Raw genomic sequence first — 25559 nt, forward strand, 5'->3', positions numbered from 1 at the left:
ACACCACAAAACTACCCCGCAATAAAACTCACCCGCACTTTCAGCCCCGCCTGCTCGCCATCGTGCAGGCTGATCTGCGCCAGGTGTGCGCGGCAGATCTCGCCGACAATCGCCAGCCCCAACCCCGAACCGGCCACCTGCTGGTTGCGCCGGTAAAAGCGTTCGAACACCCGATCGCGCTCTTCAAGAGGAATCCCCGGGCCGTCGTCCTCGACCTCCAACACGGCCGGTGCCGTGACCCGAAGAATGACATTGCCACCGGGCGGTGTATGGGCCAGCGCGTTATCCACCAGATTGCTCAATAGTTCGTTCAACAGCGTCGGCTCGCCGCGCAACCAGACGGGTTCGTCCGCTTCCAGCGCCAGCGCCACACCGCGTGCGTGGGCCAGCGGTGCCATGGCCATACCGAGTTCGCGAGCCAGCTGACTGAGGTCAAGCAACTGCGCGCCGCCCTCGGCGATGGCCCGGGCGCCATTTTCGACCCGTGCCAGTGAGAGCAATTGATTGGCAAGGTGGGTCAAGCGGTCCGTGCCTTGGGCGGCGGATTCCAGCGTACTGCGCCAGGTTTTGGCTTCGCTCGAACGCAGACCCAGTTCAAGTCGCGCCTTGAGCGCCGCCAGGGGCGTGCGCAATTCATGGGCGGCATCGGCGATGAACTGCGCCTGACGCTCGAACTGCTCACGCAGGCGCTCGGTAAAGTGATTGAGCGCGCGCACCAGCGGCCACAATTCGTGCTGCACCTCCACCAGCGGCAACGGCCGCAGATCGTCCGACTGCCGCTCCTCCACCGCCGTGCGCAAGCGCTCTAGCGGACGCAGCGCGGCGCTGACCGCAAACCAAACCATCAACAACGCGCCGACCGACAGCATGCCCAGACGCAACAGCGTGTCCGCTGCCAGACTGCGAGCCATGCTGACCCGCGCTTCATCGGTCTCGGCAACACGGATTTCCGCCATGCCGTTCATGTTCGGCTCGCTCACAGGTTTAAGCAGGCTCACTACGCGTACGTTCTGTCCCTGATATTGGGCGTTATAGAAGCGCGCCAGTGCCGGATAGTCATCGGTGCGCGGCGTCCCTGGCGGCGGCGGCGGAAGGTTTTCGTAACCGGAGATCAGTTTCTGATTGATGTCGTTGACCAGGTAAAAAATTCGACCAGCGCTGTCGTACGCGAAGGTATCGAGGGCCACATACGGCACGTCAGCGCTCAGCGTGCCGTCGCGCTGCGAGACACCCGCGGCGATAGTCCGCGCCGACGCCAGCAAGGTCCGGTCATAGGCGGTGTCGGCGGCTTCGCGACCGTTCCAGTACGCGCTCAAACCACTGGCCAGCATCAACACCACCAGCAACAGCGCCAGATTCCACAGCAACCGCCAGCGCAGACTGCTGGGCTTATGCATCACGGCTTTCCAGCAAGTAACCGAGCCCGCGGAAGGTCACGATGACAACCGGTTGACCGTCCAGCTTTTTGCGCAGGCGATGGACATAGATCTCGATGGCGTCGGGGCTGGCCTCTTCGTCCAGGCCGAACACTTGCGCAGCCAGTTGCTCCTTGCTCATCACCCGACCGGGACGGGCGATCAGGGCTTCGAGTACGGCCTGTTCGCGAGAGGTCAGGGTCAGCAGTTCTTCGCCGAGGGTGAAGCGCCGAGTGTCCAGGTCATAGACCAGCACGCCGCAGCGCTGCTGGCGTTCACCGCCGAGCACACTGCGGCGCAGCAAGGCTTTGACCCGGGCTTCGAGCTCGGTCAGTTCGAAAGGTTTGGCCAGGTAATCGTCAGCGCCGAGGTTCAGGCCGTGGACCCGATCCTTGACGTCGCTGCGGGCGGTCAACATCAACACCGGCAGGTTCTTGCCCCGCGCCCGCAGGCGCGCCAGCACTTCGAAACCATCCATGCGCGGCAGGCCGACGTCGAGGATCGCCATGGCGTACTCCTCGCTGCTCAACGCCAGGTCGGCCGCCACACCGTCGTGCAGCACATCCACGGTCAGCCCGGTGCTCTTGAGCGCCTGGGCGACACTTTCGGCGAGCTGCAGATGGTCTTCGACGAGCAGAACACGCATGGATCTTTACCTCATTCAGGGATGGTCGACGCCATTCTTTGGCGCGGAGTTTACAGCCGCATCTGCCGCTGTGAAGCGCAAAAACGCTGTATGTCAGCTGAAAGGTTAGCGAAAGGTTAGCCCGTTAGAGTCAGGCCACGGACAGTTTCGACTGCCGTCGCGATACGAAGAACGCCACGAAGCGTTTTCGCCAATAAGAACAATAAACGGAGTACTACACGATGCTGTCCATGCAGCTTCAGGCTCGCCCGCCTGCTCGTTTCCCCCGCCTCAGCCAGACCGCCCTCGCCAGTGCCGCCGCCTTCGCCGGCTTTTCGCCGTTGAGCCAGGCTGCTTTTTTCGAAAACAGTACGGCAACCCTCGAAACCCGCAATATGTATTTCAACCGCGATTTTCGCGACGGTACCAGCGCCCAGCAATCCAAGCGTGACGAGTGGGCACAAGGCTTCATGCTCAATCTGCAATCGGGTTATACCGACGGCACCGTGGGGTTTGGTGTCGATGCGCTGGGCATGCTCGGAGTTAAACTCGATTCGAGTCCCGACCGTACCGGCACCGGCCTGTTGCCAACCCACGATGATGGCCGCGCGGCTGATGAGTACTCCAAACTGGGCCTGACCGGCAAAGTGAAAATCTCGGCGACGGAACTTAAAATCGGCAGCCTGATTCCGGAGCTGCCAATCCTCAAGCCCAACGACGGACGCATCCTGCCGCAGACCTTTGAAGGCGGCCTGCTGACCTCCAAAGAGATCAAGAACCTGACCTTCACCGGCGGCCGTCTAGAGAAAGCCAAGGACCGCAACAGCACCGACTTCGAGGACATTGCCCTCAACAACAAGAACAGCCGTTTTGCCGGCACCGCCGCTGGCAAGCACTTCGATTTTGGCGGCGTGGACTACAAGTTCACCGACAAAATCACCGGCAGCTACCACTTCGCGCAACTCGATGAAGTCTATAACCAACACTTCCTCGGCGTCGTCGCCTCGCAGCCGTTCGGCCCTGGCACTTTCGGCACCGACCTTCGACTGGCCATCAGTGATGACCAAGGCGCGGCCCGTGGCGGCAAGATCGACAACAAATCCCTGAGCGGTCTGGTGAGCTACGCCTTGAGCGGGCATAAGTTCAGCGCCGGTTATCAGCACATGTCCGGTGACAGCGCGTTCCCCTATGTTGATGGCGCCGACCCGTACCTGGTCAACTTCGTACAGATCAACGACTTTGCCGCAGCCGAAGAACATTCCTGGCAAGCGCGCTACGACTATGACTTCGCCAAACTAGGCCTCCCCGGCTTGAGTTTCATGAGCCGTTACCTGAGCGGCGACAACATCAAGCTCAAGAACGGTGACGAAGGCAAAGAGTGGGAACGCAACACCGAGATCAAATATGTCGTACAAAGCGGTGCGCTCAAGGACGTCGCCGTGCGCCTGCGCAATGCCACTTACCGCTCCAATTACTCCGCCCGCGACGCCGATGAAGTGCGTTTGCTGGTGAGCTATAGCGTTGCCCTTTGGTAAACATCACGTCCAATAACAATAATTCTCGTGGAGACTCAAATGAATTTATCACTGCGTAAAATTGCTCTAGCCGCCAGCTGCTTGCTGTTTGCCGGCCAACTGATGGCCGAGCCCAAACGTCCCGAATGCATCGCCCCGGCATCCCCTGGCGGCGGTTTCGACCTGACCTGCAAACTGGCGCAAAGCGCGCTGATCAACGAAAAGCTGCTGACCAAACCTATGCGCGTGACCTACATGCCCGGCGGTGTCGGCGCGGTGGCGTATAACGCGGTGGTCGCTCAGCGCCCTGGCGACGCCGGCACGCTGGTGGCGTGGTCCAGCGGTTCATTGCTGAACCTGGCCCAAGGCAAGTTCGGTCGCTTCGATGAAAACGCCGTGCGCTGGCTGGCGGCGGTTGGAACCAGCTATGGCGCCATCGCGGTGAAAAGCGATTCGCCTTACAAGACGTTGGACGATCTGGTTCAGGCGTTGAAGAAAGATCCGAGCAAAGTGGTGATCGGCTCCGGCGGCACCGTCGGCAGCCAGGACTGGATGCAAACCGCACTGATCGCCAAGGCTGCCGGGATCAACCCGCGCGACCTGCGTTACGTCGCCCTCGAAGGCGGCGGTGAAATCGCCACTGCCCTGCTCGGCGGCCACATCCAGGTGGGCAGCACCGACATCTCCGACTCCATGCCGCACATCCAGAGCGGGGACATGCGCTTGCTGGCGGTGTTCTCCGAGAAGCGTCTGGACGAGCCGGAAATGAAAGATATTCCGACCGCTAAAGAGCAAGGCTACGACATCGTCTGGCCAGTGGTTCGCGGCTTCTACCTCGGGCCAAAAGTCAGCGACGAAGACTACGCCTGGTGGAAAGACGCCTTCGACAAACTGCTGGCATCCGACGATTTCGCCAAGCTGCGCGATCAACGTGAGCTCTTCCCGTTCGCCATGACCGGCCCGGAGCTGGACACCTACGTGAAGAAGCAGGTTGCGGACTACAAAGTGCTGGCCAAAGAGTTCGGCCTGATTCAGTGATCGCCTCTGTCTAGCGGCTGTGGCCCCCGTTCTGCGGGGCCGCGGCACAGGAGTTCCCCATGCTCTTACAACGCATTTTCGCTTCGGTGCTGTTGCTGGCCTGTCTCAGCCTGGTTCTTATGGCCTGGCCCTATCAGGCGCCTTTTTCCTACGAGCCGATCGGCCCACGGGCCTTCCCCCTGTTGATGCTGGGGCTGATGGGGCTGGGGTTGGTTTATATGGTGTATCGCCCTTCGCCGATCAAACACACCGATGAAGATCCACCCATGGATCGCGAAACCCTGAACAAGATTGGCCTTTGCGTGCTGTTGTTGCTGTTCTTCGCCGGGCTGTTCGAACCACTGGGCTTCATCCTCAGCAGCATGCTGATTGGCATTCCGATGGCGCGCCTCTACGGCGGACGCTGGTTGCCGAGCGCAGTGATCATCAGCCTGATGAGTATCGGTCTGTACCTGCTGTTCGACAAAGTCATGGACGTGCCACTGCCTCTGGGCCTGCTCGACGTTCTGGAGAACTGATATGGATACGCTTGGTTATTTGAGTCACGGCTTCGGCGTCGCATTGACCCCTTACAACCTGGTGACCGCACTCAGCGGCACGCTGATCGGCACCGTCGTCGGCCTGCTCCCCGGCCTGGGCCCAATCAACGGCGTGGCATTGCTGATCCCGATCGCCTTCGCCCTCGGCCTGCCGCCGGAATCGGCGTTGATCCTGCTGGCCGCGGTTTATCTGGGTTGCGAGTACGGCGGCCGGATCAGTTCGATTCTGCTGAACATTCCGGGCGAAGCCTCCACCGTTATGACCACCCTCGACGGCTACCCGATGGCCCGTCAAGGGATGGCCGGCGTTGCGCTGTCGCTATCGGCGTGGAGTTCGTTCATCGGTGCCTTCATTGCGACCTGCGGGATGGTGGTGTTCGCACCGATTCTGGCGAAATGGGCGATTGCCTTCGGTCCGGCGGAATACTTTGTGCTGATGGTGTTCGCGATTGTCTGCCTCGGCGGCATGGCTGGGGATCGACCGCTCAAGACGTTTATTGCGGCGCTGATCGGCCTGTTCCTGTCGACGGTCGGCATTGATGCCAACAGCGGTGTCTACCGCTTCACCGGCGACAACATCCACCTCACCGATGGCATCCAGTTCGTGGTGCTGGTGCTGGGTCTGTTCTCGATCAGTGAAATCCTCTTGCTGCTGGAAAAAACCCACCGTGGCCAGGAAGCGTTCCAAGCCACTGGGCGCATGATGTTCAATTTCAAGGAGGCCGCTTCGGTGTTCTGGGTGAACATACGTTGCGGTGTGCTCGGGTTCTTCATGGGTGTGTTGCCCGGTGCCGGTGCAACACTGGCCAGCGCAGTGGCTTACATGACCGAGAAACGTATCGCGGGTCCAAGTGGAAAATTCGGACAAGGCGACAAGCGTGGTCTCGCCGCTCCGGAAACCGCCATCGGCGCTGAAGCCTGCGGCGCTCTGGTGCCGATGCTGACGCTGGGTGTTCCCGGTTCGGGAACGACGGCGGTGATGATCGGCGCCCTGTCGCTGTACAACATCACCCCTGGCCCACTGCTGTTTCAACAGCAACCGGACATCGTCTGGGGCCTGATCGCTTCGTTGTTTGTCGCCAACATCATGTTGGTGATCCTCAACATTCCAATGATCCGCATCTTCACCCGCATCCTCGCCGTGCCGAACTGGGCGCTGGTGCCGATGATCGCGATCATTACCGCCATCGGCGTTTTCGCGGTGCATGCCACCACCTTCGACCTGTTCCTGATGATTGGTATCGGCATCTTCGGCTACATTCTGCGCAAGCTGGACTTTCCGTTATCGCCGGTTCTGCTGGGCTTCATCCTCGGAGGTTTGATGGAACAGAACCTGCGCCGAGCCTTGTCGATCTCCAACGGTTCACTGGAGATTCTCTGGTCGAGCGGGATCACCATGGGTGTCTGGGCGTTGATCGCCGTGATGCTGCTGGTGCCGATCCTGCGAATTTGGCGCAAACGTTCGGTAGCCCGGCGCGCTATCGCCGATGTCTGATCGAACACCCTTCAAAGCCTGGTGGGGAACCCCGCTGGTCGGTCTGTTGGGCGGTTACCTGGCCAGCCAGATTGGCTGGCCACTGCCGTGGATGGTCGGCTCGTTGCTGGCGATCATCCTGGTACGCTGCCTGACACCCTGGCAATTGGCGGAAATCCCTGGCGGCCGCAAGTGCGGCCAGTGGATTGTCGGCATCGGCATCGGCCTGCACTTCACCCCGGTGGTGATGGAGCAGGTCCTGAGCCACTTCGGTTTGATCTTCTTCGGTGCGTTGGTCACCAGCCTGTCGGCCGTGGTCGGGGTCTGGTTGATGCGGCGTACCGGTGAAGATCGCGCCACCGCATTCTTTTCCAGCATGCCGGGCGGTTCCGGGGAGATGGTCAATCTCGGCGCGCGTAACGGCGCGGTGCTCAGTCGTGTTGCGGCGGGGCAAAGTCTGCGGGTGTTGGTGGTGGTGCTGTGTGTGCCGGCGGCGTTCAAGTATTTGCTAGGCGGCGACGCACCGATTTTTCATCCGTCCACCGTCAACGGGTGGTGGCTCGCTCTTCTCTTCCCGGCGGGGGCCTTGGCGGCGTGGCTCTGGGAACGTCTTCGTCAACCCAATCCATGGTTGTTCGGACCGTTGTTGGTGAGTGCGGCGGTGAGCATTGGTTGGGACCTGCACATCGGTTTGCCCAACGGCGGCAGCCAGATCGGCCAATGGCTGATTGGCAGCGGGTTGGGGTGTCACTTCAATAGGCAGTTTTTCCGTCGCGCCCCATCGTTCATGGGGCGGACCTTGATCGGCACGGTGTTGACCATGTTGATCGCTACGTTGGCGGCATTGGGGTTAAGTGCGCTGACCCACCTGGATTTGCGCTCCCTGACGCTAGGCATGATGCCCGGCGGGATTGCGGAGATGAGCCTGACGGCGGAGACCCTGCAATTGTCGGTGCCGCTGGTGACGGCGATGCAGGTGATGCGGCTGTTGTTTGTGCTGTTTCTGGCAGAGCCGTTGTTCAAGTATTGGAATAGGATGCCGGAACGCTAGTAAAGATGGCGATTTACGCGAAGGGAAAAATGCGCCCCAATTCACGTAACGCATTGCCTTGGGGCACGTTTTGAGCTCTTACGAAGATATGCTGAATCTTCCCAAGTGGACTTCTGCCGTATTACCGGAGCTCCCGATTCTGGCTATAAAGCGAAACTCCGAGGCTTCAAACTTAGTGCCGGCAGAATCGACGACAAGATTAATTTTTCCACTTATAGCCCTGTAGTTCTCCTCATCATCACCTACAGCAACAAAGTATCGGACGCCAATCCCCTTAGGCCCGAGATCATGTTCTCCGCTTGCGGTACTTTTCGGAATCTCGAAGATCACTGACGTGAAATAATGACCCTCTTCAACCACAGCTATTACGTCGAAAGTGCCGTCCCCATTATCGCTGACACGTACGTCCTGAGTGTCGATAGTGCTTCGCGGATCGGAAGTCTCCCAGCGCTTTGTTTTCGCAAAAAGGTTGCCCGTGCCTTTAGGCAAGGCTTTGATTTCCTTGAGAGTTAACTCTTTCATACTGAACTCCTGTTCCAATTTGATTTCCGGGCAAGGCCTGGATGCCTGCCGGAGATTGATTGGACAGGTCGTCATCGATCCCGTCTACTGTCAGAAATAACAGGTATGCAGCGTTACCGGATGAACGGTTACCCGCATCGCCAGACGTTCTTCGTGACGATTCTCTTAAGCAACGGGCGGCAACCGCCATTCGATCGGCGTCTCGCCATTCTGCTCAAGATACTTATTGGTTCGGCTGAAGTGCCCACAGCCCAGGAAGCCGCGATAAGCGGACAACGGTGATGGATGCACTGAGGTCAGCACCAGGTGCTTGGTGGCGTCGATCAGTTTCTGCTTGCTCTGGGCATGGGCGCCCCACAGCATGAACACCAGATGCGGTTGCTGTTGGCTGACCACTTCAATGATCCGATCCGTGAAAAACTGCCAGCCCTTGTCCTTGTGTGCATTGGCGTTGGCGCGTTCCACGGTCATGGTGGTGTTGATCATCAGCACGCCCTGATCGGCCCAGCTTTGCAGGCAGCCGTGGCCCGGAATGTCGATATTCAGGTCGCGTTTCAACTCTTTATAGATGTTCACCAATGACGGCGGCGCCGGTACGCCCGGTTGCACCGAGAAGCACAAGCCGTGGGCCTGTCCCGGACCGTGGTAAGGGTCCTGGCCGAGAATGACGACTTTGACCTTATCCAGCGGCGTCGAATTGAGCGCATTGAAAATCATCGGTCCTGGCGGGTAGATTTCCTTGCCTGCCGCGCGCTCTTCTTGCAGGAAGTTGCGCAACTCTGCCATGTAGGGCTGGTCGAATTCGGCACGCAGTGCTTCCTTCCAGCTCGGTTCGAGTTTGATACGGTCGTCAGCAGTCATGGTTACATCCGGCAAAAACAATGGAGCGAACCCTAGGAAAGCCCATCACGCTTGTCAATTGATCTGACGCAGATCCGGCACTTTCCTGCATAGCGATCATACTGAACGCTCAAATTCCCGATCGAGGTCACGATGAATCTGCACTTCGAAGAACTCACCGGCACCGACGGCGCACGCATCGGCATCGCCAGCCTGGATGCCGAAACGTCCCTCAATGCCCTGTCCTTGCCAATGATCAACGCCTTGCGCGATCAACTGGACGTCTGGGCCAAAGAGCCGCAAATCGTCTGCGTAGTGTTGCGCGGCAAGGGCGCCAAGGCCTTTTGCGCCGGCGGTGAAGTCCGCAGCCTGGTGGAAGCCTGTCGCACCCATCCAGGCGAAGTGCCGCCGTTGGCCGCGCACTTCTTTGCGGCGGAATATCGCCTGGACTTCAATTTGCATACGTACCCTAAACCGCTGATCTGCTGGGGGCATGGCTATGTGCTCGGCGGCGGCATGGGGCTGCTGCAAGGGGCGAGCATCCGGATTGTCACGCCGAGCAGCCGACTGGCGATGCCGGAGATCAGTATCGGTTTGTACCCGGACGTCGGGGCCAGTTGGTTTCTGTCGCGCCTGCCCGGCAAGCTCGGATTATTCCTCGGTCTGACCGGCGCCCATATGAACGGTCGCGATGCGATCGATTTGGACCTTGCCGACCGTTTCCTGCTCGATGAACAGCAAGAAAAGCTGATCGAAGGCCTGCTGCAATTGAACTGGCAGGAACAGACGCCGATGCAGCTGAACAGTCTGCTCAAGGCGTTGCAGCAAGAAGCGCTCGCGCAAATGCCCGAAGCCCAGTGGCTGCCACGACGTCAGCAGATCGATGAGCTGCTGGATGTCAGTGACGTGCGCTGCGCCTGGAAGGCCATCAGCCAGCTGCGCGACAACACGGATCTGCTCCTCAGCCGTGCCGCGAAAACCATGAGCGAAGGCTCGCCACTGACCGCTCATCTGGTGTGGGAACAGATTACTCGCGCCCGACACCTGTCATTGGCGCAAGTCTTTCAGATGGAATACACCCTAAGCCTCAACTGCTGCCGTCATCCGGAGTTCAGCGAAGGCGTGCGTGCGCGGTTGATCGACAAGGACCAGAAACCTCGCTGGCATTGGCCGGACATCAACAACGTACCGGATGCGGTGGTGCAAGCCCATTTCCAAAAGGCCTGGGAAGGTCGGCATCCGCTGGCCGATCTATCGGTGTATTGAAAATCGGGCACAAAAAAAAGCGGCGCTTCATGCGCCGCTTTTTTTTGTGGAGGACTTTTGTGGACAGTTAGCGGTGGCTGCCTCGGCCATCGCCGCGACCGTTGTGGTCGCCCCATCCGCCGTGATTGTTGCGTCCGCCGCGGTAGTCCTTGTACCCACCGCCACGGTTACGACTGTCCCAACCGCCACGATTATGACCCTCCCAACCGCCACGGCCATGACCATCCCAACCGCGATGCTGATGGGCCCTGTAGTCGGCTCGTGGCGCCGGCTGGTAGTAGCGCGGAGCCGGTTGATAAATCCGCGGCTGGTGGTAATACCGCGGTGTTGGCTGGTAATACCGGGCAGGCGGTGAGTAATACCTGCGCGGCGCCGTGTAATAACCGTCATTGGAGTAATAAGACCCGCCACCGGAGTAATACGGCGCTGGGGACGTGTAAACCTCGGAACGGTAGTAAGTGGCTCCTCCATCGGAATAGGGCACGCACGCACCAAGAGACAATCCCAATACAGCTATCAGAAGAATTGGGCGGAGCTTTTTTCGACGGAGCATGGCGGCCTCCTGGACCGCGAGTGAGCCACACCAGCGACGCTGGTAGGCGGCAGTCAATTATTCGGTGACTGTCAAAGGATCAGACATCGAATTAGAAATCTGGTGCGCTCTCGCAACAAGTTGAAACAACTCGCCGATAAAGGTTTTTAATCAAATTGCGCTCCATTACGGAGCAACTGCGAACCAATGGGTAATGCTTTGCCTTGGGGCGTAACGCTGTTTGGCCGGGCATTAACCGATCAATATTTGTTGAGCGTGGCGGATGCCTTGCAACGCCAGCAAGGTTCGGCCGCGCCCGCACCGACAGCTGCCGCGCGTAATGACCGGGCGCGATGGGTGGTGTGTGGCGCGCATCTGGACGGGCTCGCGCTGAACTGGCAGTTGAAGCGGCGCGGGGCTCGGTTAGTCGAGACAACGTTCAGCTCACCGAACAATCAACTGTATGCCTTGGCCGGCGCGCGGATCGGGCAGAGCCTCGGCGAGCTCGACAGCATGAAGGGCATGGTCAGCCAACTGCCCAAACCTCACAGCGGCGGCTACGAATATTCCGTCCGGGGCCAGGGACATTTCCTCAATGTGCGTTTGATTCCAGAGCTGAACTGGTACTTGTTCGTCGACAAACGCGAAGACGGCGCCCTCAGTGAAATCCGCCAGTCGCTGTACCTCAACCTGTTGATCTGCCTGATCGTCACGCTGATTGTGCTGATCCTGCTCAACCGGGTGATCAAGCGCTATCAGGGCAAGATCCAGGCCCAGGCTATCCTCGACAGCCTGACCGAGTTGCCGAACCATCGCGGCGTCGACTTGCTGGCGGCGCAAGCCATGCACAAAGCCCAGCGCGAGCCCAAACCACTGACTGCTTTGCTGCTGGATCTGGACCACGTCAAGGCCTTGAACGACACCTACGGCCACCTTGCCGGCGATCAGGTGCTGATTGGTTTCGCTCGAGATCTGGAGAGCTGTCTGCGACACTCCGACATTGTCTGCCGAACCTGCGTGGAAATGCCACACTCCATTATGCATAACCCTAAATGAGCAAGCCTGACCTCTGCCCGGCGTGCGGCGCCTCCAACGACTGTACGCTGGCCGACCCGCGAACCGCCGATCGAGCCTGCTGGTGCTACGGCGTCAGCATCGACCCGGCAGTGCTCGAAGCGCTGCCGGCCGGCCTGCGCGACATATCCTGTTTGTGCCCCGGCTGCGCTCAGGTCGAGGCGCAGTTGCAAGCTTCCGCCTGGCCGATCACGTAAGATGCGCGGCCCTTTTCCCACCGACCTCTAGCCATGCGTGTTGACCGTTTCCTCAGCAACCTGCCGCGCTTCAACCGTAAGCAGGTACGTCTGTTGCTGGTGGAAAAACGCGTCAGGATCGACGGAACAATCGTCAGTGACCCTCATGCCGAAGTACGCGAGTTCAGCCGTGTCGACGTCGATGACGAGGTGCTGCAAGTTGGCAAACCGGTGCGTCACTTCATGTTGCACAAGCCAGCCGGCTGCGTCAGCGCCACCCGTGATCCGGAGCACCCGACCGTACTCGACCTGATCCATGAGCCGGACAAGGATGAGCTGCACATCGCCGGTCGGCTGGATTTCAACACCACCGGTCTGATCCTGATCACCAACGACGGCAGCTGGTCGCGACGCCTGACCCAACCACAGACCAAACTGCCCAAGGTTTATTACGTCGAGACCGAGCAGGACATCGGCCCAGAATATGCAGTCGCGTTCACCGAGGGGCTGTACTTCGCCTTTGAGGATCTCACCACGCAACCAGCCGAGTTGGTGCTGCTCGGGGCAAAATCGGCGCGGCTGAGCATTGTTGAAGGTCGGTATCACCAGGTGAAACGGATGTTCGGCCATTTCGACAACAAGGTGCTGCGCTTGCACCGCGAAAGCATGGGCCCGCTGGTGCTCGACAGTGCGTTGAAACCGGGCGAGTACCGCGCATTACGCATTGAAGAGATTCAATTGATCTAAGCAGGCGACCGCTCAGCAGAAGTTGTCGAACAATTTGCCAACGATACTTGCGCGATGACGTGCCCCCTGCTTGAATCAGCACGTCGGCCGAAATGTGACCGACGAGTCACAACATACTTCTAAGAAACTTTTTGCCGGTAGAGAACCCTCAGGTTCCGCCTTTCCCCCGGCAGACTGCCCGCCAATAATAATACCCGTCGACCGGACTGCAATGGATCGACATGGGCCTCTCAAATTCCAGGCGTATGCCTACCTGTCACAAAGCTCGTGCAATCTGATTTGCACGCATACCCGCTTGCCAGGAGTCTTATGACATGAGGCCAGAAATCGCTGTGCTGGATATACAGGGTCAGTATCGGGTTTACACGGAGTTCTATCGCGCAGACGCCGCAGAGAAGACCATTATTTTGGTCAACGGCTCGATGGCCACGACTGCGTCGTTTGCACAAACCGTTAAAAACCTTCACCCGCAGTTCAATGTGGTTTGCTACGACCAGCCCTATGCGGGCAAGTCCAAAGCCCACAACCTGCATGAGAAAATGCTGTCCAAGGAAGTCGAAGGGCAGATCCTCCTGGAGCTGATCGACCACTTTGGCGCCGAACACGTGTTGTCGTTTTCCTGGGGTGGCGCCGCAACCCTGGTCGCCCTGGCCCACCAGCCACGGCGAATCGAAAAAGCCGTGATCAGCTCGTTCTCCCCGGAGATCAACGCGCACATGCTTGATTACCTCGAGCGCGGTGTCGATTACCTCGGCAGCCGGGACGGGGACCGGGTTGGCAACCTGGTAAACAGCACCATCGGTAAACACCTGCCGACACTGTTCAAGCGCTTCAACTATCGGCACGTCAGTTCCCTGGCCGAGCATGAATACGGGCAGATGCACTACCACATCAGCGACCTGCTCAACAGCGATCGCCAGTGCTTTCTGAAAGCCGCGGAGAAAATCAAGGTGCCCGTGCTGTTCATGAACGGCGAATGGGACGAGTACACCGCTGCCGACGGCGCTCAGTTGTTCGCCAACCATGTGCAACACGCCACCTTCACCACCCTGCAGGCCACCGGCCACTTTCTCGACATGGAGCACAAAACTGCTTGCCGAGACAGCCGCAACGCACTGTTAGGTTTCCTGAAACCGGCACAACACGTCAGCCGACCGCGTTACCACTACGTCCAGGACCAGCATGCATTGGCCATCTGAAACAGAGTCATCGCGAGCAAGCTTCGCCCTGTAGGAGCAAGGCTTGCCCGCGAATGACCGTCACGCGGTCACTGCATGTGTTTCACCCGGCGCTAAAGCCATCGCGCGCAAAGAAAAACTTCATTTCCACGCGCACATCTGGTACAAAGTCAGCCGCTCTGAGCGGGTGTCGTATAATGGCATTACTCCAGCTTCCCAAGCTGATAACGAGGGTTCGATTCCCTTCACCCGCTCCACTATTTTCAAGGCCTCCAGCCTACCCCGCGCCACCAAGGTGTCTGTTAAGGTGTCTGTTTCCAGTTCTCACCGAACGCCTGCCAGCAGAAACAGACACCAACACTAAGTCACGCTCCGAAATCAATTCTCCCCATCGGCATGCTGTCAGCCGATACCCCCCACTTGCGCGCCACCTCCCACAGCTGATCAAGCTTGGTAATAGCACTTGGGCTCCATCATTTCCCATCGCACGCCCTAGGCATGACCTTGCGAACATTTTCGCGAGCCATTTCTCAGAGCAGGTCTGATACAGTTGTTCCCGTTAAATTCTTTGACAGGGAGTCAAGCATGGCGAAGCCAGCTGCACGTATCACCGACCCAACCAGTTGTCCCGTACCTGGGCACGGCCCCAAAGCTATCGCGTCCGGCTCTCCTGATGTGTTCTTTGACGGTCTTGCAGCGCTCGCAAAGATGACACGTGTACCTGCGGCAGCGCGCTAGCCTCGGAAGTATCTGGCACCGTGTTTATCAACGGAAAAAATGCCGCACTACTCGGTACTGTCGGCACCCATGGCGACGTCGTGATCGGCGGTTCGGGTACAGTCATCATCGGCAGCGCCCATACCCCTGCCCCCTTTATTCCGCCCACGCCCATGGTCATCCATGGAAACTGGATCGGCTTTAAGATTCCCGCAGAAGAAAGCTATGAAAGATTTTCCTGCACGGCTCACTTTGACGACGGATCCTCCATGCCCGGCGTCTTTGACGCAAACAACTCAGTCAAATTCTCCAACCCCACCGGAAAGACATGCCATACCTTGGCATTTGCCCAAGACGAGAACACCTGCACAGTCGCAGGTATCGACGGACTGCTGAACGACATTTTGGGATAAGGATATTCTCGTGACGGAACCAAACTTGGTAACCGGAAGTTATGTTGTCAAAAGCGAACATACGCTCGACCGGTCTCCTCTAGGACGCGACAAAGTCTAGCAACGAGATGCGCAACAAAATCATGTTCGAACACCGCAAGCTGACCTCTGCACAGGGCTTGGCCATCGTGCAAAAAAAGAAGAAGACAGGCCGAACACACAGCGAAATCCTGAATGAAAAATCTCAAACCCAGTTCAACAAGAATTACGAACAACTCTCAAAGGCTCAACAGAAAGAAGTCTTGTACAAAGCTTTGGAGCGGTCCGGCAGCGCCAATGCCAAGTTCTCTGCTGGAACCAAAATCATGTCCGTCATGGGCAAGGTTGGCATCATCATGACAGCGGTGCTGGCCACTTACCAAATACTGAACGCAGATGACAAGGCCAAGGAAACGGCTCGTCAAGCCACGATCCTGGGTGTTGGTGCGGCAGGTGGATTTCTGGCGGGTTTGGGCATATCCGCTATTTGTGGTCCTGGAGCTCCGGCCTGCGCCATAGCCGTCGTTGTCATTGGAAGCATTGCCGGAGGCATTGTAGGCGGGGTTGCGGCTGATACGTTCGACGCAGAGTTCGAGGAGCTGGCCCATTGGGACATATTCTAACTCCTGCGGAACGAGCAAGTATCCAGATCGCGCTGGCAGAAGCCTTCGTAGACAGCACTGTCGACTATGCCTCTATCGCAGAACGAATCCGGAGCTATGACCCAAAGGTCGTTGAAGACATCTTGTACTCAGAGGTCGCGCCTGTTTGTTTCAGCAACCTTGAAACGCCCGTCCCTCCCGTTTGGAGTGGTTTTCAGGATGAATGGTTACTAGATGAAATCGCCAAAGAACTCAAAGCGCGAGAAAACAGTTGGCTACGACGTAGCTTCGACCTGTTAAAAGTTACTTGGCTTCGCTACAGCTACGGTTACATTTGGAAGGAGCTGGTGAAGTTTCATCATTTCTAGCAATTGGAGCTTCCAGAAGAATACTCTCAACCGGCGCAGTAGATCCTCTGAGATAGGGATTCGAACCCGAACTAGTCGTCCATCAGACCGCTATAGGCTGCCAAATCAGGCGCTTGAAGCCAGACATGATGGCTTCAATAGGCCTATGGCGGTCCAGAACTTGCCCTAAAACTGATTCCAGCGATGCGCATCAGCACCTGCTACGCTGAACTCTCCACGGAGGATTCGCGATGCCTGATTCAGACTTACCCTCCCCTTCTCTTCAAATTGAATGAAAACCAATTGGCCCTTGAGGCCGCCATCCTTGAACTGTCCAATTGGGTCGAGCAGCGAGGCGCCTCCGAAGTCGCGGACAACGTACGCGGTGCTCTGGAAACCATCGATAAGAACGAAGAATTCATCAAGCTGACGCTTGCGGTGCTGATGTCGCCTGATTAAAAGCTGACTGGCAGCAATCGGCCAATAGCTGCCTGCTACGAAGGTCCGCAACCGGCCAATATGGGATATCTTGCTGGCCTCAAAACCGGCTGGTATTCATGGAGGAAAAATTGCGGATCTACATTACAGGTGCTTCGTGTGCGGGTGTGACCACTTTGGGTCAAAACGTCGCCACTGTGCTCGGCGTACGACATGTCGATGTCGATGATTATTACTGGATGCCCACGAACCCTCCTTTCACGACCAAGCGACCTCCCAGTGAGCGCGTGTCACTGATCCAGCAAAAATTCGCTGACGAAGATGGGCTGCTGACCGGTTCTTGTATGGGTTGGGGAGATGCGCTGATAACCCATGTCGATCTGATTGTGTTCGTTGTGACACCAACGCCCGTTCGTCTTGAACGCCTGGCCGCACGTGAAAAGCAGCGCTTTGGCAATCGAATAGCCCCAGGTGGTGACATGCATGGGATACATGTGGCTTTTCGGGAGTGGGCCTCGCAGTACGACGATCCAAACTTTTCAGGACGCAACCGAGCGTGGCACGAGGCGTGGATCTCAGAGCAATCGGCTCCTGTGTTGCGAATCGACGGGATGGACAGTGCTGAAAAGATGGTTGCCGATGTGGTTAGCGTTGTCGCAAGTATCGCAAGTATCGCAAGTATCGCAATAGCTTGAAGCCGGGACGAACGAGGCACGACTCTCAACGCGCTTTTGCGATGTCCACTTTGGGTCGGTTGCGGACCTTCGCAGTAGGCAGCTATCGACCCAAAGCTGCCCTTGGCTGACTTACCCAATCACGACCTTGCTGTCGGAGCAGACCGCCCCATTCACTTCAGGTTCTGCTCAATCCAACCGGCCGTCGTTGTCAGATCAATACCGTGTGCGGCGTTGAAGGTCTGGCTCTTATCCCAAGCGACTCCTTTACCTTCAGCGAACACGGCTCGGTACTTGCTTAGCTGGTCATTCGGAGCAGCATTGAGATCGTCCTTCAATTTGGGAATGCTCCATTCGATGCGAGATACCGTTCGGTTGAGTGTTGCATCAACCGCATCCGCCAACTGTGCGTAGGTCAGGGTGTCTCCGGCCACGAAGACCACCTGATTGGCGAGGCGCGGCTTGGCGAACACAATCTTCGCCGTCAGCATCCCTATATCTTCTGGCGTAGTAACGGTGACCTGAGTATCCCAGCTGCCTAGCGCATGAACGGTATTTTTTGCCAGATCAACCACGCCAAACGCTGGCTCGAACAAGAAGCTTGTAAACATCCCGGTGGAGATGATGATCCATTCGGTAGCGCGCTGCGCACGCAGTAGCTCACGGACTTCGAGTTGCTCATCAAACAAATCCTGCGCACTGCCTTTGCCAATCACGTCGTAGTCCACGCCAAATTGCCACGGCACGTAGCGTTTTACGCTTGCCTGAATCACTGCACGGGTGAGTTTCAGCTGAGTGCCGGCACCGGCTATGAAACCTACGCAACTGATGATCGTGTCGAATCGGGCGAAATGCTCGGCAAGTTCCTCAACTGAATCGTTAATGACGTCAGCCTGCAAAATGTCTATGCCTAGCCCACGGATTTCTTCAATGGCGTGCGTTTTAGAAGCGTCTTGAATCACGGCCGCCGGTGGACGCAGAAGCACGGTAATACGAACGCCTGCATCCTTCTTGTTTGGCGTAGTTCTAGCCAGCTCGCGCAGCACGGACATGCCGAGTTCACCGGCCCCCAGCACCAGAACGTTGTCGGTTTCCACTGGTTTTGGCGTTTGCATAAATTTTCTCCAATGTGCTGATCAAGGTGAGTGAGAGTTATCCTGTCACCATTGGAGCCTGCCCATAAGTAGGTACACGAATGATCCTGGGGGGCGAATGGATAACGAAGAAATCATTAGGCAGTCGCAAGCTGCGTGCGAAGCGCTCAGCGCAGAAGATGATGGTCTGAAGCGGGAAGTTCTCACTCATGCTGGTAATCGCTGGTCGCTGGGAATCGTCCACACACTAGGGGTGGAGGGACGGCTGCGGCATGCGGAGATAACCAGGCGCATGAGTGGCGTGACGCAGCGGATGTTGACCCGCAGCTTGCGCCAGTTGGAAAGAGACGGCTTGGTTTTACGCCGGGATTACAATGAGGTGCCGCCACGTGTCGACTACGAATTATCCGAGCTGGGGCGGGGCCTGCTAGCGCGGATGATTCCATTGTGGATGTGGGTGGCAGAGAATGCTGAAGGTTTTCGCGATGCTCGTATTCTCTACGACTCTGACATTTCGAGTGATACGAAGTGACCGCTTCTGGCCCAGAGTGTGTAAAAACGCTTTCACAAACCCTTGCTATGATTTCTGAGGATTTCATCGCAGGGATCGCCCATGAAGCGCTTTATCCAAGGTGAACATCGAGGCCAAGGAACCTTCCTTCCGGAGAGCCTCGACGATTACGTCACGGATACCAATCCGGTGCGCGTAGTCGACGTCTTTGTCGACGAACTTGACCTGGTCAAACTGGGTTTTGAAGGCGCCATACCGGCAGATACTGGCCGGCCGGCTTACCATCCCGCTGTCCTGCTGAAGATCTACATCTACGGCTATCTCAACCGCATTCAGTCGAGCCGACGCCTGGAACGAGAAGCCCAACGCAACGTCGAACTGATGTGGCTGACCGGGCGTTTGATGCCCGATTTCAAGACCATTGCCAACTTCCGAAAAGACAACAGTAAGGCCATCCGAGGCGTCTGCCGCCAGTTCGTGGTGCTGTGCCAGCAGCTGGGATTATTCGGAGAAAATCTGGTTGCCATCGACGGCAGTAAATTCAAGGCGGTCAACAACCGCGACCGCAATTTCACCAGCGCCAAACTGAAGCGGCGAATGGAAGAAATTGAATCAAGTATCAATCGGTACCTGACTGCGCTCGACGAAGCCGATCGGCAAGAACCCTCGATCGCACAGCCCAAGGCTACTCGTCTGCAAGAGAAAATCGACAAGCTCAAAGCTCAGATGAAAGAGTTACAGGTCATTGAAACTCAGCTCAACGAATCGCCGGATAAACAGGTCTCACTGACCGATCCAGACGCCCGCTCCATGATGACTCGTGGCACTGGAATCGTCGGTTACAACGTGCAGACAGCGGTCGATACCCAGCACCATTTGATCGTTGCACATGAGGTGACCAACGTCGGTTCCGACCGCGATCAACTCAGCTCGATGGCCAAGCAGGCCCGCGAAGCGATGGCGTCAGAAACGCTTTCGGTAGTGGCTGACCGAGGTTACTTCAAAAGCGAAGAAATCCTGGCTTGTCACGATGCAGGCATCACCGCCTATGTGCCCAAGCCGATGACCTCTGGAGCCAAAGCAGACGGGCGTTTCAATAATGATGCCTTCATCTATGACGCGGCAAAAAACGAATACATTTGCCCGGCTGGAGAGGCGCTGATCTGGCGCTATACCAACATTGAAAAAGGCCTGACGTTGCACCGTTACTGGAGTTCGAAATGCCGGGGCTGCGCAATGAAACCGCAGTGCACACCGAGCACGGAACGGCGGGTTCGACGCTGGGAGCATGAAGCCGTACTGGAGGAAATGCAGAACAGGCTGAGCAATGCGCCGGACATGATGCGGATCCGCAAGCGTACGGTCGAGCATCCCTTCGGGACACTCAAACAATGGATGGGCGCCACGCATTTCCTGACACGAAAGCTGAACGGAGTAAGTGCGGAGATGAGCTTGAACGTCCTCGCCTACAACTTGAAGCGGGTCATGAAAATTCTCGGTACCAGCGGTTTAATGAAGGCGCTGTCGGCCTGAAGAGGTCTGTATTTTGGCCACCCAGCAAGGTAGAAGCGGCGCTGGGGGCTCCCAGGCCCTAGTAATGATCCGCAGGACTTGTTGCGAGCAATTACTCAGCTAACAACCGTCGGCGCTGCGCGCCGACAGTGCATCAGCGCGTTTTTACACACTCTGGGCCGTTAGCTGCCTGTGACACAACATTTTTTCCGCACTTGGGCCAGCCTGACCGCCGTTGGCAAGTTCACCGTCCACCTCGGACTCAAGGGCTTTGCCGTCGAATTCTAAGGCGCGCAAGCTCTCCCTTCAACGACAGGCCACACCGTCCATAACTGATCGAGGCGCGTGGTGTAACTTTGGCTCATCAGCTCGCGACGCATGGCCCACTCCGGATGGCCCGGCACACTGGCCGAGCGCAGCGTTCCCCGGCCCCAGCGTTCATTGATCTAGTCCAGCACCGTCATCACCCGGGTGGCGTCGGCCGGCTGGGAGGGAGCAAACAAATCGTCGGTGTATTCGCCTGGCTGGCACAGGTTCAGCAGCAGTACTTCGGCCTTGCTGTACTTAAAACCCGGGCGAAACACCCGATCAAGGGCACCGACTGCCGCTGTGGTCAGGAGCCGCACAGCACCACCCGGAAGAGAAAAGCCGTTCGGGTTTTCTGGCCTCGGCAGAACTTAAGGTATTGCAGCAGAGCTGATGACCTTGTTTCAGAGATGTATCTACCGACCTCGAGTGGCCGGTTTTTTTGTGGGCGGGATTTGGTTAAATGTTGATTCTTCCTCTGTGATCAGCCATTCACCGTGTGCCAATTGAGTGCCGATTGCCCATTCTCCGGGCGCACGAGCGAAGCCTATTTTCAAAAAGGCAACGTCCTACACGACACTGGGAATTGTCCGTACACTTGCGCATTGCTGTGCCTTTGTCATGAGACCTATAGTCCGAGCGCGCCAAATGGCGTATCGGGTTTGGCGACTCGATGACTGGTACAGAAGCCTCCGAGAATCTCTCGGAGCGCTTTTGAACGCACTTGGCTGCCTTTTTTTGGTGGCTGTGCGTGGGAGACCCTAGGGTCTGCCGGTTTTACCATGTCCCGGTTCGCCAACCCACGTACAGCTACCACCCTATTGTTTGGCGACGATTGAGTGGTAGGTCTTCCCTCCGATATGGTGATCACTCATGAATGAATACATGGCTTTAACCAGCAACGCCGACGACCTCCCCACGTTCTACGTCAATACCACCCAACCGCTTCATTCACTGCTCAGCTCCGCCCGCTACAGAATTGGTGCGGTTACGCAGATCCTGGAAAACCTCGCAATGCGCGGCGACATCACCACCGATTCGGTGATTCTCAGCGACTTCGCAATGCTCTGCTGCATCCCCTTGCGCGATGGCTGCGATGTGCTGGACGTCATTGCTCGACGTATGGATGCACAATAGTTCTGATGTGATACGGGACGCCTCTTTCGGGGTGTCCTCAATTTGTAGCCGCTGGCGAATGATCGGTCATACCCCTGAATGGCCGGCTCTCTTTGATATGAGCACTGCTTACAAATCCCCAACGCTCAAGCCGTTCCCCTTCCCCGCTCAACCCGCTAGCATCTCCCCTATCTTCAACCGCCCTCTCCCCTGCGCGGCTATCAGCGAACACGCGCCATAAACCTCCGAGGGAACCCAATCGGCCGCACATCAAGTGCTGCCCGTGAACGATCTCAACAGAGCCCCCCAAAACATGACTCAAAACATCTACGACAACCCAGAATTTTTCCAGGGCTACAGCCAGATGGCCCGCTCCATTGACGGCCTCGACGCAGCACCGGAATGGCCTTCGCTCAAAGCAATGCTGCCACCCATGAAAGGCCTGAAGGTGGTCGACCTCGGCTGCGGTTACGGCTGGTTCTGCCGCTGGGCCAGTGATCAAGGTGCCGACAGCGTGCTCGGCCTGGACGTCTCGGAAAAAATGCTGGAGCAGGCACGCAACACTACGTCGGCGACGAATATCCAATACGCCCGTGCCGATCTGGAACAACTCGCTTTACCCGCAGCGAGTTTCGACCTCGCCTATAGCTCTCTGGCGCTGCACTACATAAAGGATCTCCCAGGACTGTTCGCCAACATCCACGCGGCACTTAAACCCGGTTCACGCTTCGTATTTTCAATTGAACACCCGATCTTCATGGCCCCGCGCAATCCGGGCTGGCTGATTGATAGCGAAGGTAACAAGCGCTGGCCGGTGGACAGTTATCAACTGGAAGGAGAGCGTGTGACCAACTGGTTGGCCGAAGGCGTGATCAAGCAGCACCGAACCATCGGCACCTTGCTCAATACGCTGATTGGCGCAGGTTTCAGGATCCAGCATGTCAACGAATGGGGGCCGACCAATGCAGAAATGGCGGCGCAACCGGCCCTGGCCGAAGAGCGGGAGCGCCCGATGATGATGCTGGTCAGCGTTCAGCGCTGAGTGCCAAGCAAAGGGACAGATAACGTTCAGCGTGATCCGTCCCTTTTTGCACTAACGGGTCGCGACGATAAACAACCGCGGGAATGGCAACAGCACCGAACCATCGCTTAGGGCGGGATACGCCTGCTCGAGCGCGGCTTGATACTGGTTGAGGTATTGCGCTTTTTCCGCCTCATCCAGCGGTTCGAGAAACGGCCGCAATCCGCTGCCTTTGAACCACTCGACCACACCCGACGCGCCACCCGCGAGCGGGTGATGGTAGGTGGTGCGCCAGATATCGACCCGGGCGCAGTGGGAGCGCAGCATCGAGTAATAGTCGCTGGCGCTCGCCATTTCCGTGCGTTGCCCGGCGGCGTCCGCCAACTTGCTGGCCCACGGCCCATCGGCAGCGACTTCGCGCATCAAGCGGTGTGACGGCTCATTGAGATTGTCGGGCATCTGAATGGCCAGGCTACCGCCCTGGGTCAGTCGGGCGGCCAGCGAAGGCAGTAACTTCGCGTGATCGGGCACCCACTGCAACACCGCGTTGGCGAAGATCACATCGAACGGACCCGGTTCGCTCCAGGTATCAATGTCAGCCGTATCGAATTGCACCTGCGGCAAGCGCTTGCGGGCTGCGTCGATCATATCGGTTGAACTGTCCAAGCCACGCACCGTGGCATTTGCGAAACGCTCAACCAGCAACTCGGTCGAATTGCCGGGGCCGCAACCGATGTCGATTGCCGAGCGCGCATCCACAGCGGGGATTGCGGCCAGCAGGTCACGCGCGGGGCGTGTGCGTTCATCTTCAAAAGCGACGTATTGTTTGGCGGACCAACTCATTGCGTTCTCCTGTCGGTGCGTTGTCATGGGCAGGGCAGATAACGGTTCGCTACGATACGCCGACCGATGTGCTCTGCTCTATCCGAACTATGGCGAAAGATGTCAGTTGACCCAACCCCTGTGTTTTCGCAACGGCGCAAGGCAAGCAAGCGTTGTTGTGCCTGTAAAGATGCCAGGCATTCACTCACCATGTACACATGATTGACGTCGATCAGCGTTGGCTACGGAGGATTCTTGCTGATGTTCGGCTACCGCCTGTGTCGCCGTCCCCAACACCAGCAATCCGTCGGTGCCGAGCTGCCAGAAAGTCGATAACCCTTACTGGGTACTTCTGTGAACGATTGAAGTGCAGACGGCAGATCGAGCGCCCCTCGCAAATTGGGACGCCGACCACTCAACTATCCGCGTTCACGACACTACTTATCTCCCTTCTCCTGCATCTGCACCGAAGACTTGGTGCCATCAGTGTTGTCCTTGGTTTCGTTATCAGAATTGTCGAAGCAGCCTTGCAACGCGAACAGGCAGCAGCAAAGGCAAAGGGTGCGGGCTAGGTTCATGTCGTTCTCCGGAGTCTAGGGGTCTGAATGTAGTGACCCACGCCTTGGTGAGTTGGTTGCGCCGGATTGCGCCCGGCGCGATGAGCGTGCATGGCCCCGATAGAAAAGCCGATCAGGATGAATGATTAAATGTAAGCAGAATTTTCATCATGCCCGCGCTGTCACAAATTCAGACGCATCCCTTTAAGGAACACGGCAATGAAATTCGCAAAAGTCGCTCAGAAACTGGCCCTGTGGGCGGGCAGCCCCAAGACGTTCATAGGGGCGATTGTTCTGATTTTCCTGTGGGGCCTGAGCGGGCCTGTTTTTCATTTCAACGACACTTGGCAACTGATCATCAATACTTCGACCACCATCATCACGTTCCTGATGGTGTTCCTGATCCAGAACACTCAGAACCGCGACACGGACATTTTGCACTTGAAGGTCGATGAGTTGCTGCGGGTGACGAAGGAGGCGCAGAACGCGATGCTGGGGCTTGAGGCGCTGGACCTGAAGCAGTTGGAAGCGCTGAGAAAGCAGTATCGGCAACTTGGCGAGGGCGAAACGATTTCACTGGACGGTATCGTCGACCAGGACACCAAGAAGCAGGATTTAAATGAATGTTGATCCAGTATTCGCGGGTGACCAGGTCACCCGCGCACCGGACAACTATCGGCTAGCTTGCAACGCTCTGGCCATTTGCAGGTGGTTCTGCAGTTTGGGCAGGGTTTCCTCGGCAAAGGCTTTGATTTCAGGCACGTCGGTGGTCTGCGCTTGCTGTTGAAGCTGTTCGATGGCTTCCTGGGTGGTTTTCACCTGACTGGCCGCGTAGGCCTGGTCGAAGCTCGCGCCGTCCTTCACTTGCGGCATCAAGGCTTTGGCTTTATCGACGACCTCTTCGCGCGGGGCCACCGGCAAATCGAGCTGCTTGGCGATTTTCGCCAGATGCTGGTTGGCGGTGGTGCGGTCATTGATGACGACGATGGTGTAGTCCTTGACCTCTTTGGATTCGGTTTTCTGGTGCGCCAGGCGGCTGGCTTCGATATCGGCCATGCCTTTGGCCGACGCATCGTTAATGAATTCGGCGGGGGACTGGGCAAAGGCACTGCTGGCACACAGGCCCAACAACGTGGCAAAACTGGCATTGCGTAATCGGGTGGCCATCCGGCTCATGGTCGCGCCCTCCTCGTAAAAAATTCAAACGGGAGCTTACGCTCCCGCCTCTCAATCAAAACTACCTCCACCGCTACTTCGACTTCTGACCACCTTTGCGGCCCATATCAGGTTTCGCAGGTTCTTTATCGACAGTCGTGGTGGTAGTTTTCCCACCTTTGCGACCGGCTTCAGACGCCTTCGTTCGATCGCTGGGGGGGTTTCCCGAGTTCGAGTTTCTTGAATTAGGCATGATTCTCTACCT

At 57.5% G+C, this 25559-nt stretch carries 26 protein-coding genes, 1 tRNA gene and 8 pseudogenes; 24 read left to right on the forward strand and 11 right to left on the reverse strand.

Annotated elements, in window-relative coordinates:
- Positions 1–11: 11 nt before the first annotated feature.
- Both ACYZTU_RS21915 and ACYZTU_RS21920 read right to left on the reverse strand, forming a co-directional pair.
- The gene (locus tag ACYZTU_RS21915) at positions 12–1397 is read right to left on the reverse strand and encodes a sensor histidine kinase (RefSeq protein WP_461965469.1); all 1386 of its coding nucleotides are present in this window, start codon (positions 1395–1397) and stop codon (positions 12–14) included.
- Positions 1390–2061, reverse strand: a complete 672-nt coding sequence (locus ACYZTU_RS21920; RefSeq protein ID WP_449642541.1) for a response regulator — start codon at positions 2059–2061, stop codon at positions 1390–1392. The genes ACYZTU_RS21915 and ACYZTU_RS21920 overlap by 8 nt, the downstream gene beginning before the upstream one ends.
- 221 nt (positions 2062–2282) lie before the next feature.
- On the opposite strand from ACYZTU_RS21920, the gene ACYZTU_RS21925 reads away from it, so the two are divergent.
- The 5 genes from ACYZTU_RS21925 to ACYZTU_RS21945 are packed head-to-tail and all read left to right on the forward strand — an operon-like array spanning position 2283 to position 7656.
- Entirely contained in the window at positions 2283–3575 is a 1293-nt protein-coding gene (locus tag ACYZTU_RS21925) for an OprD family porin (protein ID WP_461965471.1), read from the forward strand.
- Between the two features lie 39 nt (positions 3576–3614).
- Entirely contained in the window at positions 3615–4592 is a 978-nt protein-coding gene (locus ACYZTU_RS21930) for a Bug family tripartite tricarboxylate transporter substrate binding protein (protein WP_461965473.1), read from the forward strand.
- 59 nt (positions 4593–4651) lie between these two features.
- Complete coding sequence (locus ACYZTU_RS21935) at positions 4652–5110, forward strand: tripartite tricarboxylate transporter TctB family protein (RefSeq protein ID WP_461965475.1); 459 nt, start codon at positions 4652–4654, stop codon at positions 5108–5110.
- Between the two features lies 1 nt (position 5111).
- On the forward strand, positions 5112–6626 hold the full coding sequence (locus ACYZTU_RS21940; RefSeq protein ID WP_461965477.1) for a tripartite tricarboxylate transporter permease: 1515 nt from the start codon (positions 5112–5114) through the stop codon (positions 6624–6626).
- Positions 6619–7656 (forward strand): AbrB family transcriptional regulator, encoded by a 1038-nt coding sequence (locus tag ACYZTU_RS21945; protein ID WP_461965479.1) that lies wholly within the window; start codon positions 6619–6621, stop codon positions 7654–7656. The genes ACYZTU_RS21940 and ACYZTU_RS21945 overlap by 8 nt, the downstream gene beginning before the upstream one ends.
- A 78-nt stretch (positions 7657–7734) precedes the next feature.
- On the opposite strand, the gene ACYZTU_RS21950 is transcribed toward ACYZTU_RS21945, so the two are convergent.
- Both ACYZTU_RS21950 and ung read right to left on the reverse strand, forming a co-directional pair.
- Positions 7735–8178, reverse strand: coding sequence for a hypothetical protein (locus ACYZTU_RS21950; RefSeq protein WP_461965481.1), 444 nt, complete (start codon positions 8176–8178; stop codon positions 7735–7737).
- A gap of 165 nt (positions 8179–8343) precedes the next feature.
- On the reverse strand, positions 8344–9039 hold the full coding sequence (gene ung, locus ACYZTU_RS21955) for a uracil-DNA glycosylase (protein ID WP_461965483.1): 696 nt from the start codon (positions 9037–9039) through the stop codon (positions 8344–8346).
- 132 nt (positions 9040–9171) lie between these two features.
- Here ung and ACYZTU_RS21960 point away from each other — a divergent pair, with 132 nt between their 5' ends.
- On the forward strand, positions 9172–10284 hold the full coding sequence (locus ACYZTU_RS21960; RefSeq protein ID WP_461965485.1) for an enoyl-CoA hydratase/isomerase family protein: 1113 nt from the start codon (positions 9172–9174) through the stop codon (positions 10282–10284).
- A 67-nt stretch (positions 10285–10351) separates the two neighbouring features.
- Here ACYZTU_RS21960 and ACYZTU_RS21965 read toward each other — a convergent pair whose 3' ends face one another.
- Positions 10352–10837, reverse strand: a complete 486-nt coding sequence (locus tag ACYZTU_RS21965) for a hypothetical protein (protein WP_461965487.1) — start codon at positions 10835–10837, stop codon at positions 10352–10354.
- A gap of 186 nt (positions 10838–11023) precedes the next feature.
- Here ACYZTU_RS21965 and ACYZTU_RS21970 point away from each other — a divergent pair.
- The 11 genes and pseudogenes from ACYZTU_RS21970 to ACYZTU_RS22020 form a co-directional block, all read left to right on the forward strand.
- Positions 11024–11293 (forward strand): annotated as a pseudogene (locus tag ACYZTU_RS21970) (allophanate hydrolase-related protein); the annotation flags it as partial.
- A pseudogene (locus tag ACYZTU_RS21975) lies at positions 11291–11827 on the forward strand (GGDEF domain-containing protein); the annotation flags it as partial. The pseudogenes ACYZTU_RS21970 and ACYZTU_RS21975, both read left to right, overlap by 3 nt.
- A gap of 41 nt (positions 11828–11868) precedes the next feature.
- Positions 11869–12087: a cysteine-rich CWC family protein gene (locus tag ACYZTU_RS21980; protein WP_461965489.1), complete on the forward strand. Its 219-nt coding sequence runs from the start codon at positions 11869–11871 to the stop codon at positions 12085–12087.
- Positions 12088–12120: 33 nt separating this feature from the next.
- A complete protein-coding gene (locus ACYZTU_RS21985) occupies positions 12121–12813 on the forward strand; it encodes a pseudouridine synthase (RefSeq protein WP_461965490.1) in 693 nt (230 codons plus the stop codon).
- Between the two features lie 314 nt (positions 12814–13127).
- Positions 13128–14012: an alpha/beta fold hydrolase gene (locus ACYZTU_RS21990; RefSeq protein WP_461965492.1), complete on the forward strand. Its 885-nt coding sequence runs from the start codon at positions 13128–13130 to the stop codon at positions 14010–14012.
- Between the two features lie 162 nt (positions 14013–14174).
- Positions 14175–14248: transfer RNA gene (locus ACYZTU_RS21995), tRNA-Gly, on the forward strand.
- A gap of 328 nt (positions 14249–14576) precedes the next feature.
- Positions 14577–15121: pseudogene (locus tag ACYZTU_RS22000) on the forward strand (PAAR domain-containing protein).
- A gap of 10 nt (positions 15122–15131) precedes the next feature.
- A pseudogene (locus ACYZTU_RS22005) lies at positions 15132–15762 on the forward strand (hypothetical protein).
- Positions 15747–16109: a DUF7079 family protein gene (locus ACYZTU_RS22010; RefSeq protein WP_461965494.1), complete on the forward strand. Its 363-nt coding sequence runs from the start codon at positions 15747–15749 to the stop codon at positions 16107–16109. Before ACYZTU_RS22005 ends, ACYZTU_RS22010 begins: the two are co-directional and overlap by 16 nt.
- A gap of 230 nt (positions 16110–16339) precedes the next feature.
- A pseudogene (locus ACYZTU_RS22015) lies at positions 16340–16547 on the forward strand (hypothetical protein).
- A 98-nt stretch (positions 16548–16645) separates the two neighbouring features.
- Positions 16646–17221 carry an ATP-binding protein gene (locus tag ACYZTU_RS22020; protein WP_461965496.1) on the forward strand — a complete coding sequence of 192 codons (576 nt, stop codon included), beginning with the start codon at positions 16646–16648 and terminating at the stop codon, positions 17219–17221.
- 152 nt (positions 17222–17373) lie between these two features.
- Here ACYZTU_RS22020 and ACYZTU_RS22025 read toward each other — a convergent pair whose 3' ends face one another.
- Complete coding sequence (locus ACYZTU_RS22025; RefSeq protein WP_461965498.1) at positions 17374–18315, reverse strand: aromatic alcohol reductase; 942 nt, start codon at positions 18313–18315, stop codon at positions 17374–17376.
- A gap of 97 nt (positions 18316–18412) precedes the next feature.
- Between ACYZTU_RS22025 and ACYZTU_RS22030 the strand changes: the two genes are divergently transcribed.
- Both ACYZTU_RS22030 and ACYZTU_RS22035 read left to right on the forward strand, forming a co-directional pair.
- Positions 18413–18826: a winged helix-turn-helix transcriptional regulator gene (locus ACYZTU_RS22030; protein WP_461965500.1), complete on the forward strand. Its 414-nt coding sequence runs from the start codon at positions 18413–18415 to the stop codon at positions 18824–18826.
- Positions 18827–18907: 81 nt separating this feature from the next.
- Complete coding sequence (locus ACYZTU_RS22035; protein ID WP_461965502.1) at positions 18908–20338, forward strand: IS1182 family transposase; 1431 nt, start codon at positions 18908–18910, stop codon at positions 20336–20338.
- A gap of 263 nt (positions 20339–20601) precedes the next feature.
- Here the strand turns inward: ACYZTU_RS22035 and ACYZTU_RS22040 are convergent.
- Positions 20602–20955, reverse strand: a pseudogene (locus tag ACYZTU_RS22040) (DUF4113 domain-containing protein); the annotation flags it as partial.
- Between ACYZTU_RS22040 and ACYZTU_RS22045 the strand changes: the two are divergent.
- From ACYZTU_RS22045 to ACYZTU_RS22055, 3 genes and pseudogenes are all read left to right on the forward strand, one after another.
- Positions 20946–21017 (forward strand): annotated as a pseudogene (locus ACYZTU_RS22045) (type II toxin-antitoxin system HicB family antitoxin); the annotation flags it as partial. The pseudogenes ACYZTU_RS22040 and ACYZTU_RS22045 sit on opposite strands and share 10 nt — an antisense overlap.
- A gap of 479 nt (positions 21018–21496) precedes the next feature.
- Positions 21497–21760, forward strand: a complete 264-nt coding sequence (locus tag ACYZTU_RS22050; RefSeq protein ID WP_461965504.1) for a short-chain dehydrogenase — start codon at positions 21497–21499, stop codon at positions 21758–21760.
- A gap of 292 nt (positions 21761–22052) precedes the next feature.
- A complete protein-coding gene (locus tag ACYZTU_RS22055) occupies positions 22053–22781 on the forward strand; it encodes a class I SAM-dependent methyltransferase (RefSeq protein ID WP_461965506.1) in 729 nt (242 codons plus the stop codon).
- A gap of 51 nt (positions 22782–22832) precedes the next feature.
- On the opposite strand, the gene tam is transcribed toward ACYZTU_RS22055, so the two are convergent.
- On the reverse strand, positions 22833–23603 hold the full coding sequence (tam, locus tag ACYZTU_RS22060; protein ID WP_461965508.1) for a trans-aconitate 2-methyltransferase: 771 nt from the start codon (positions 23601–23603) through the stop codon (positions 22833–22835).
- Positions 23604–23850: 247 nt separating this feature from the next.
- On the opposite strand from tam, the pseudogene ACYZTU_RS22065 reads away from it, so the two are divergent.
- Positions 23851–23928 (forward strand): annotated as a pseudogene (locus ACYZTU_RS22065) (inclusion body family protein); the annotation flags it as partial.
- Between the two features lie 91 nt (positions 23929–24019).
- Here ACYZTU_RS22065 and ACYZTU_RS22070 read toward each other — a convergent pair.
- The gene (locus ACYZTU_RS22070) at positions 24020–24160 is read right to left on the reverse strand and encodes a hypothetical protein (RefSeq protein ID WP_461965510.1); all 141 of its coding nucleotides are present in this window, start codon (positions 24158–24160) and stop codon (positions 24020–24022) included.
- 198 nt (positions 24161–24358) lie between these two features.
- On the opposite strand from ACYZTU_RS22070, the gene ACYZTU_RS22075 reads away from it, so the two are divergent.
- Positions 24359–24769, forward strand: coding sequence for a low affinity iron permease family protein (locus tag ACYZTU_RS22075; RefSeq protein ID WP_461965512.1), 411 nt, complete (start codon positions 24359–24361; stop codon positions 24767–24769).
- Between the two features lie 42 nt (positions 24770–24811).
- Here the strand turns inward: ACYZTU_RS22075 and ACYZTU_RS22080 are convergent, their stop codons facing one another.
- Together ACYZTU_RS22080 and ACYZTU_RS22085 are read right to left on the reverse strand one after the other, a co-directional pair.
- Positions 24812–25315 (reverse strand): DUF4142 domain-containing protein, encoded by a 504-nt coding sequence (locus ACYZTU_RS22080; RefSeq protein WP_461965514.1) that lies wholly within the window; start codon positions 25313–25315, stop codon positions 24812–24814.
- A gap of 73 nt (positions 25316–25388) precedes the next feature.
- Positions 25389–25547: a stress protein gene (locus tag ACYZTU_RS22085; protein ID WP_449642565.1), complete on the reverse strand. Its 159-nt coding sequence runs from the start codon at positions 25545–25547 to the stop codon at positions 25389–25391.
- Between the last annotated feature and the right edge of the window lie 12 nt (positions 25548–25559).

Source organism: Pseudomonas sp. HLT2-19-2 (assembly GCF_054898005.1).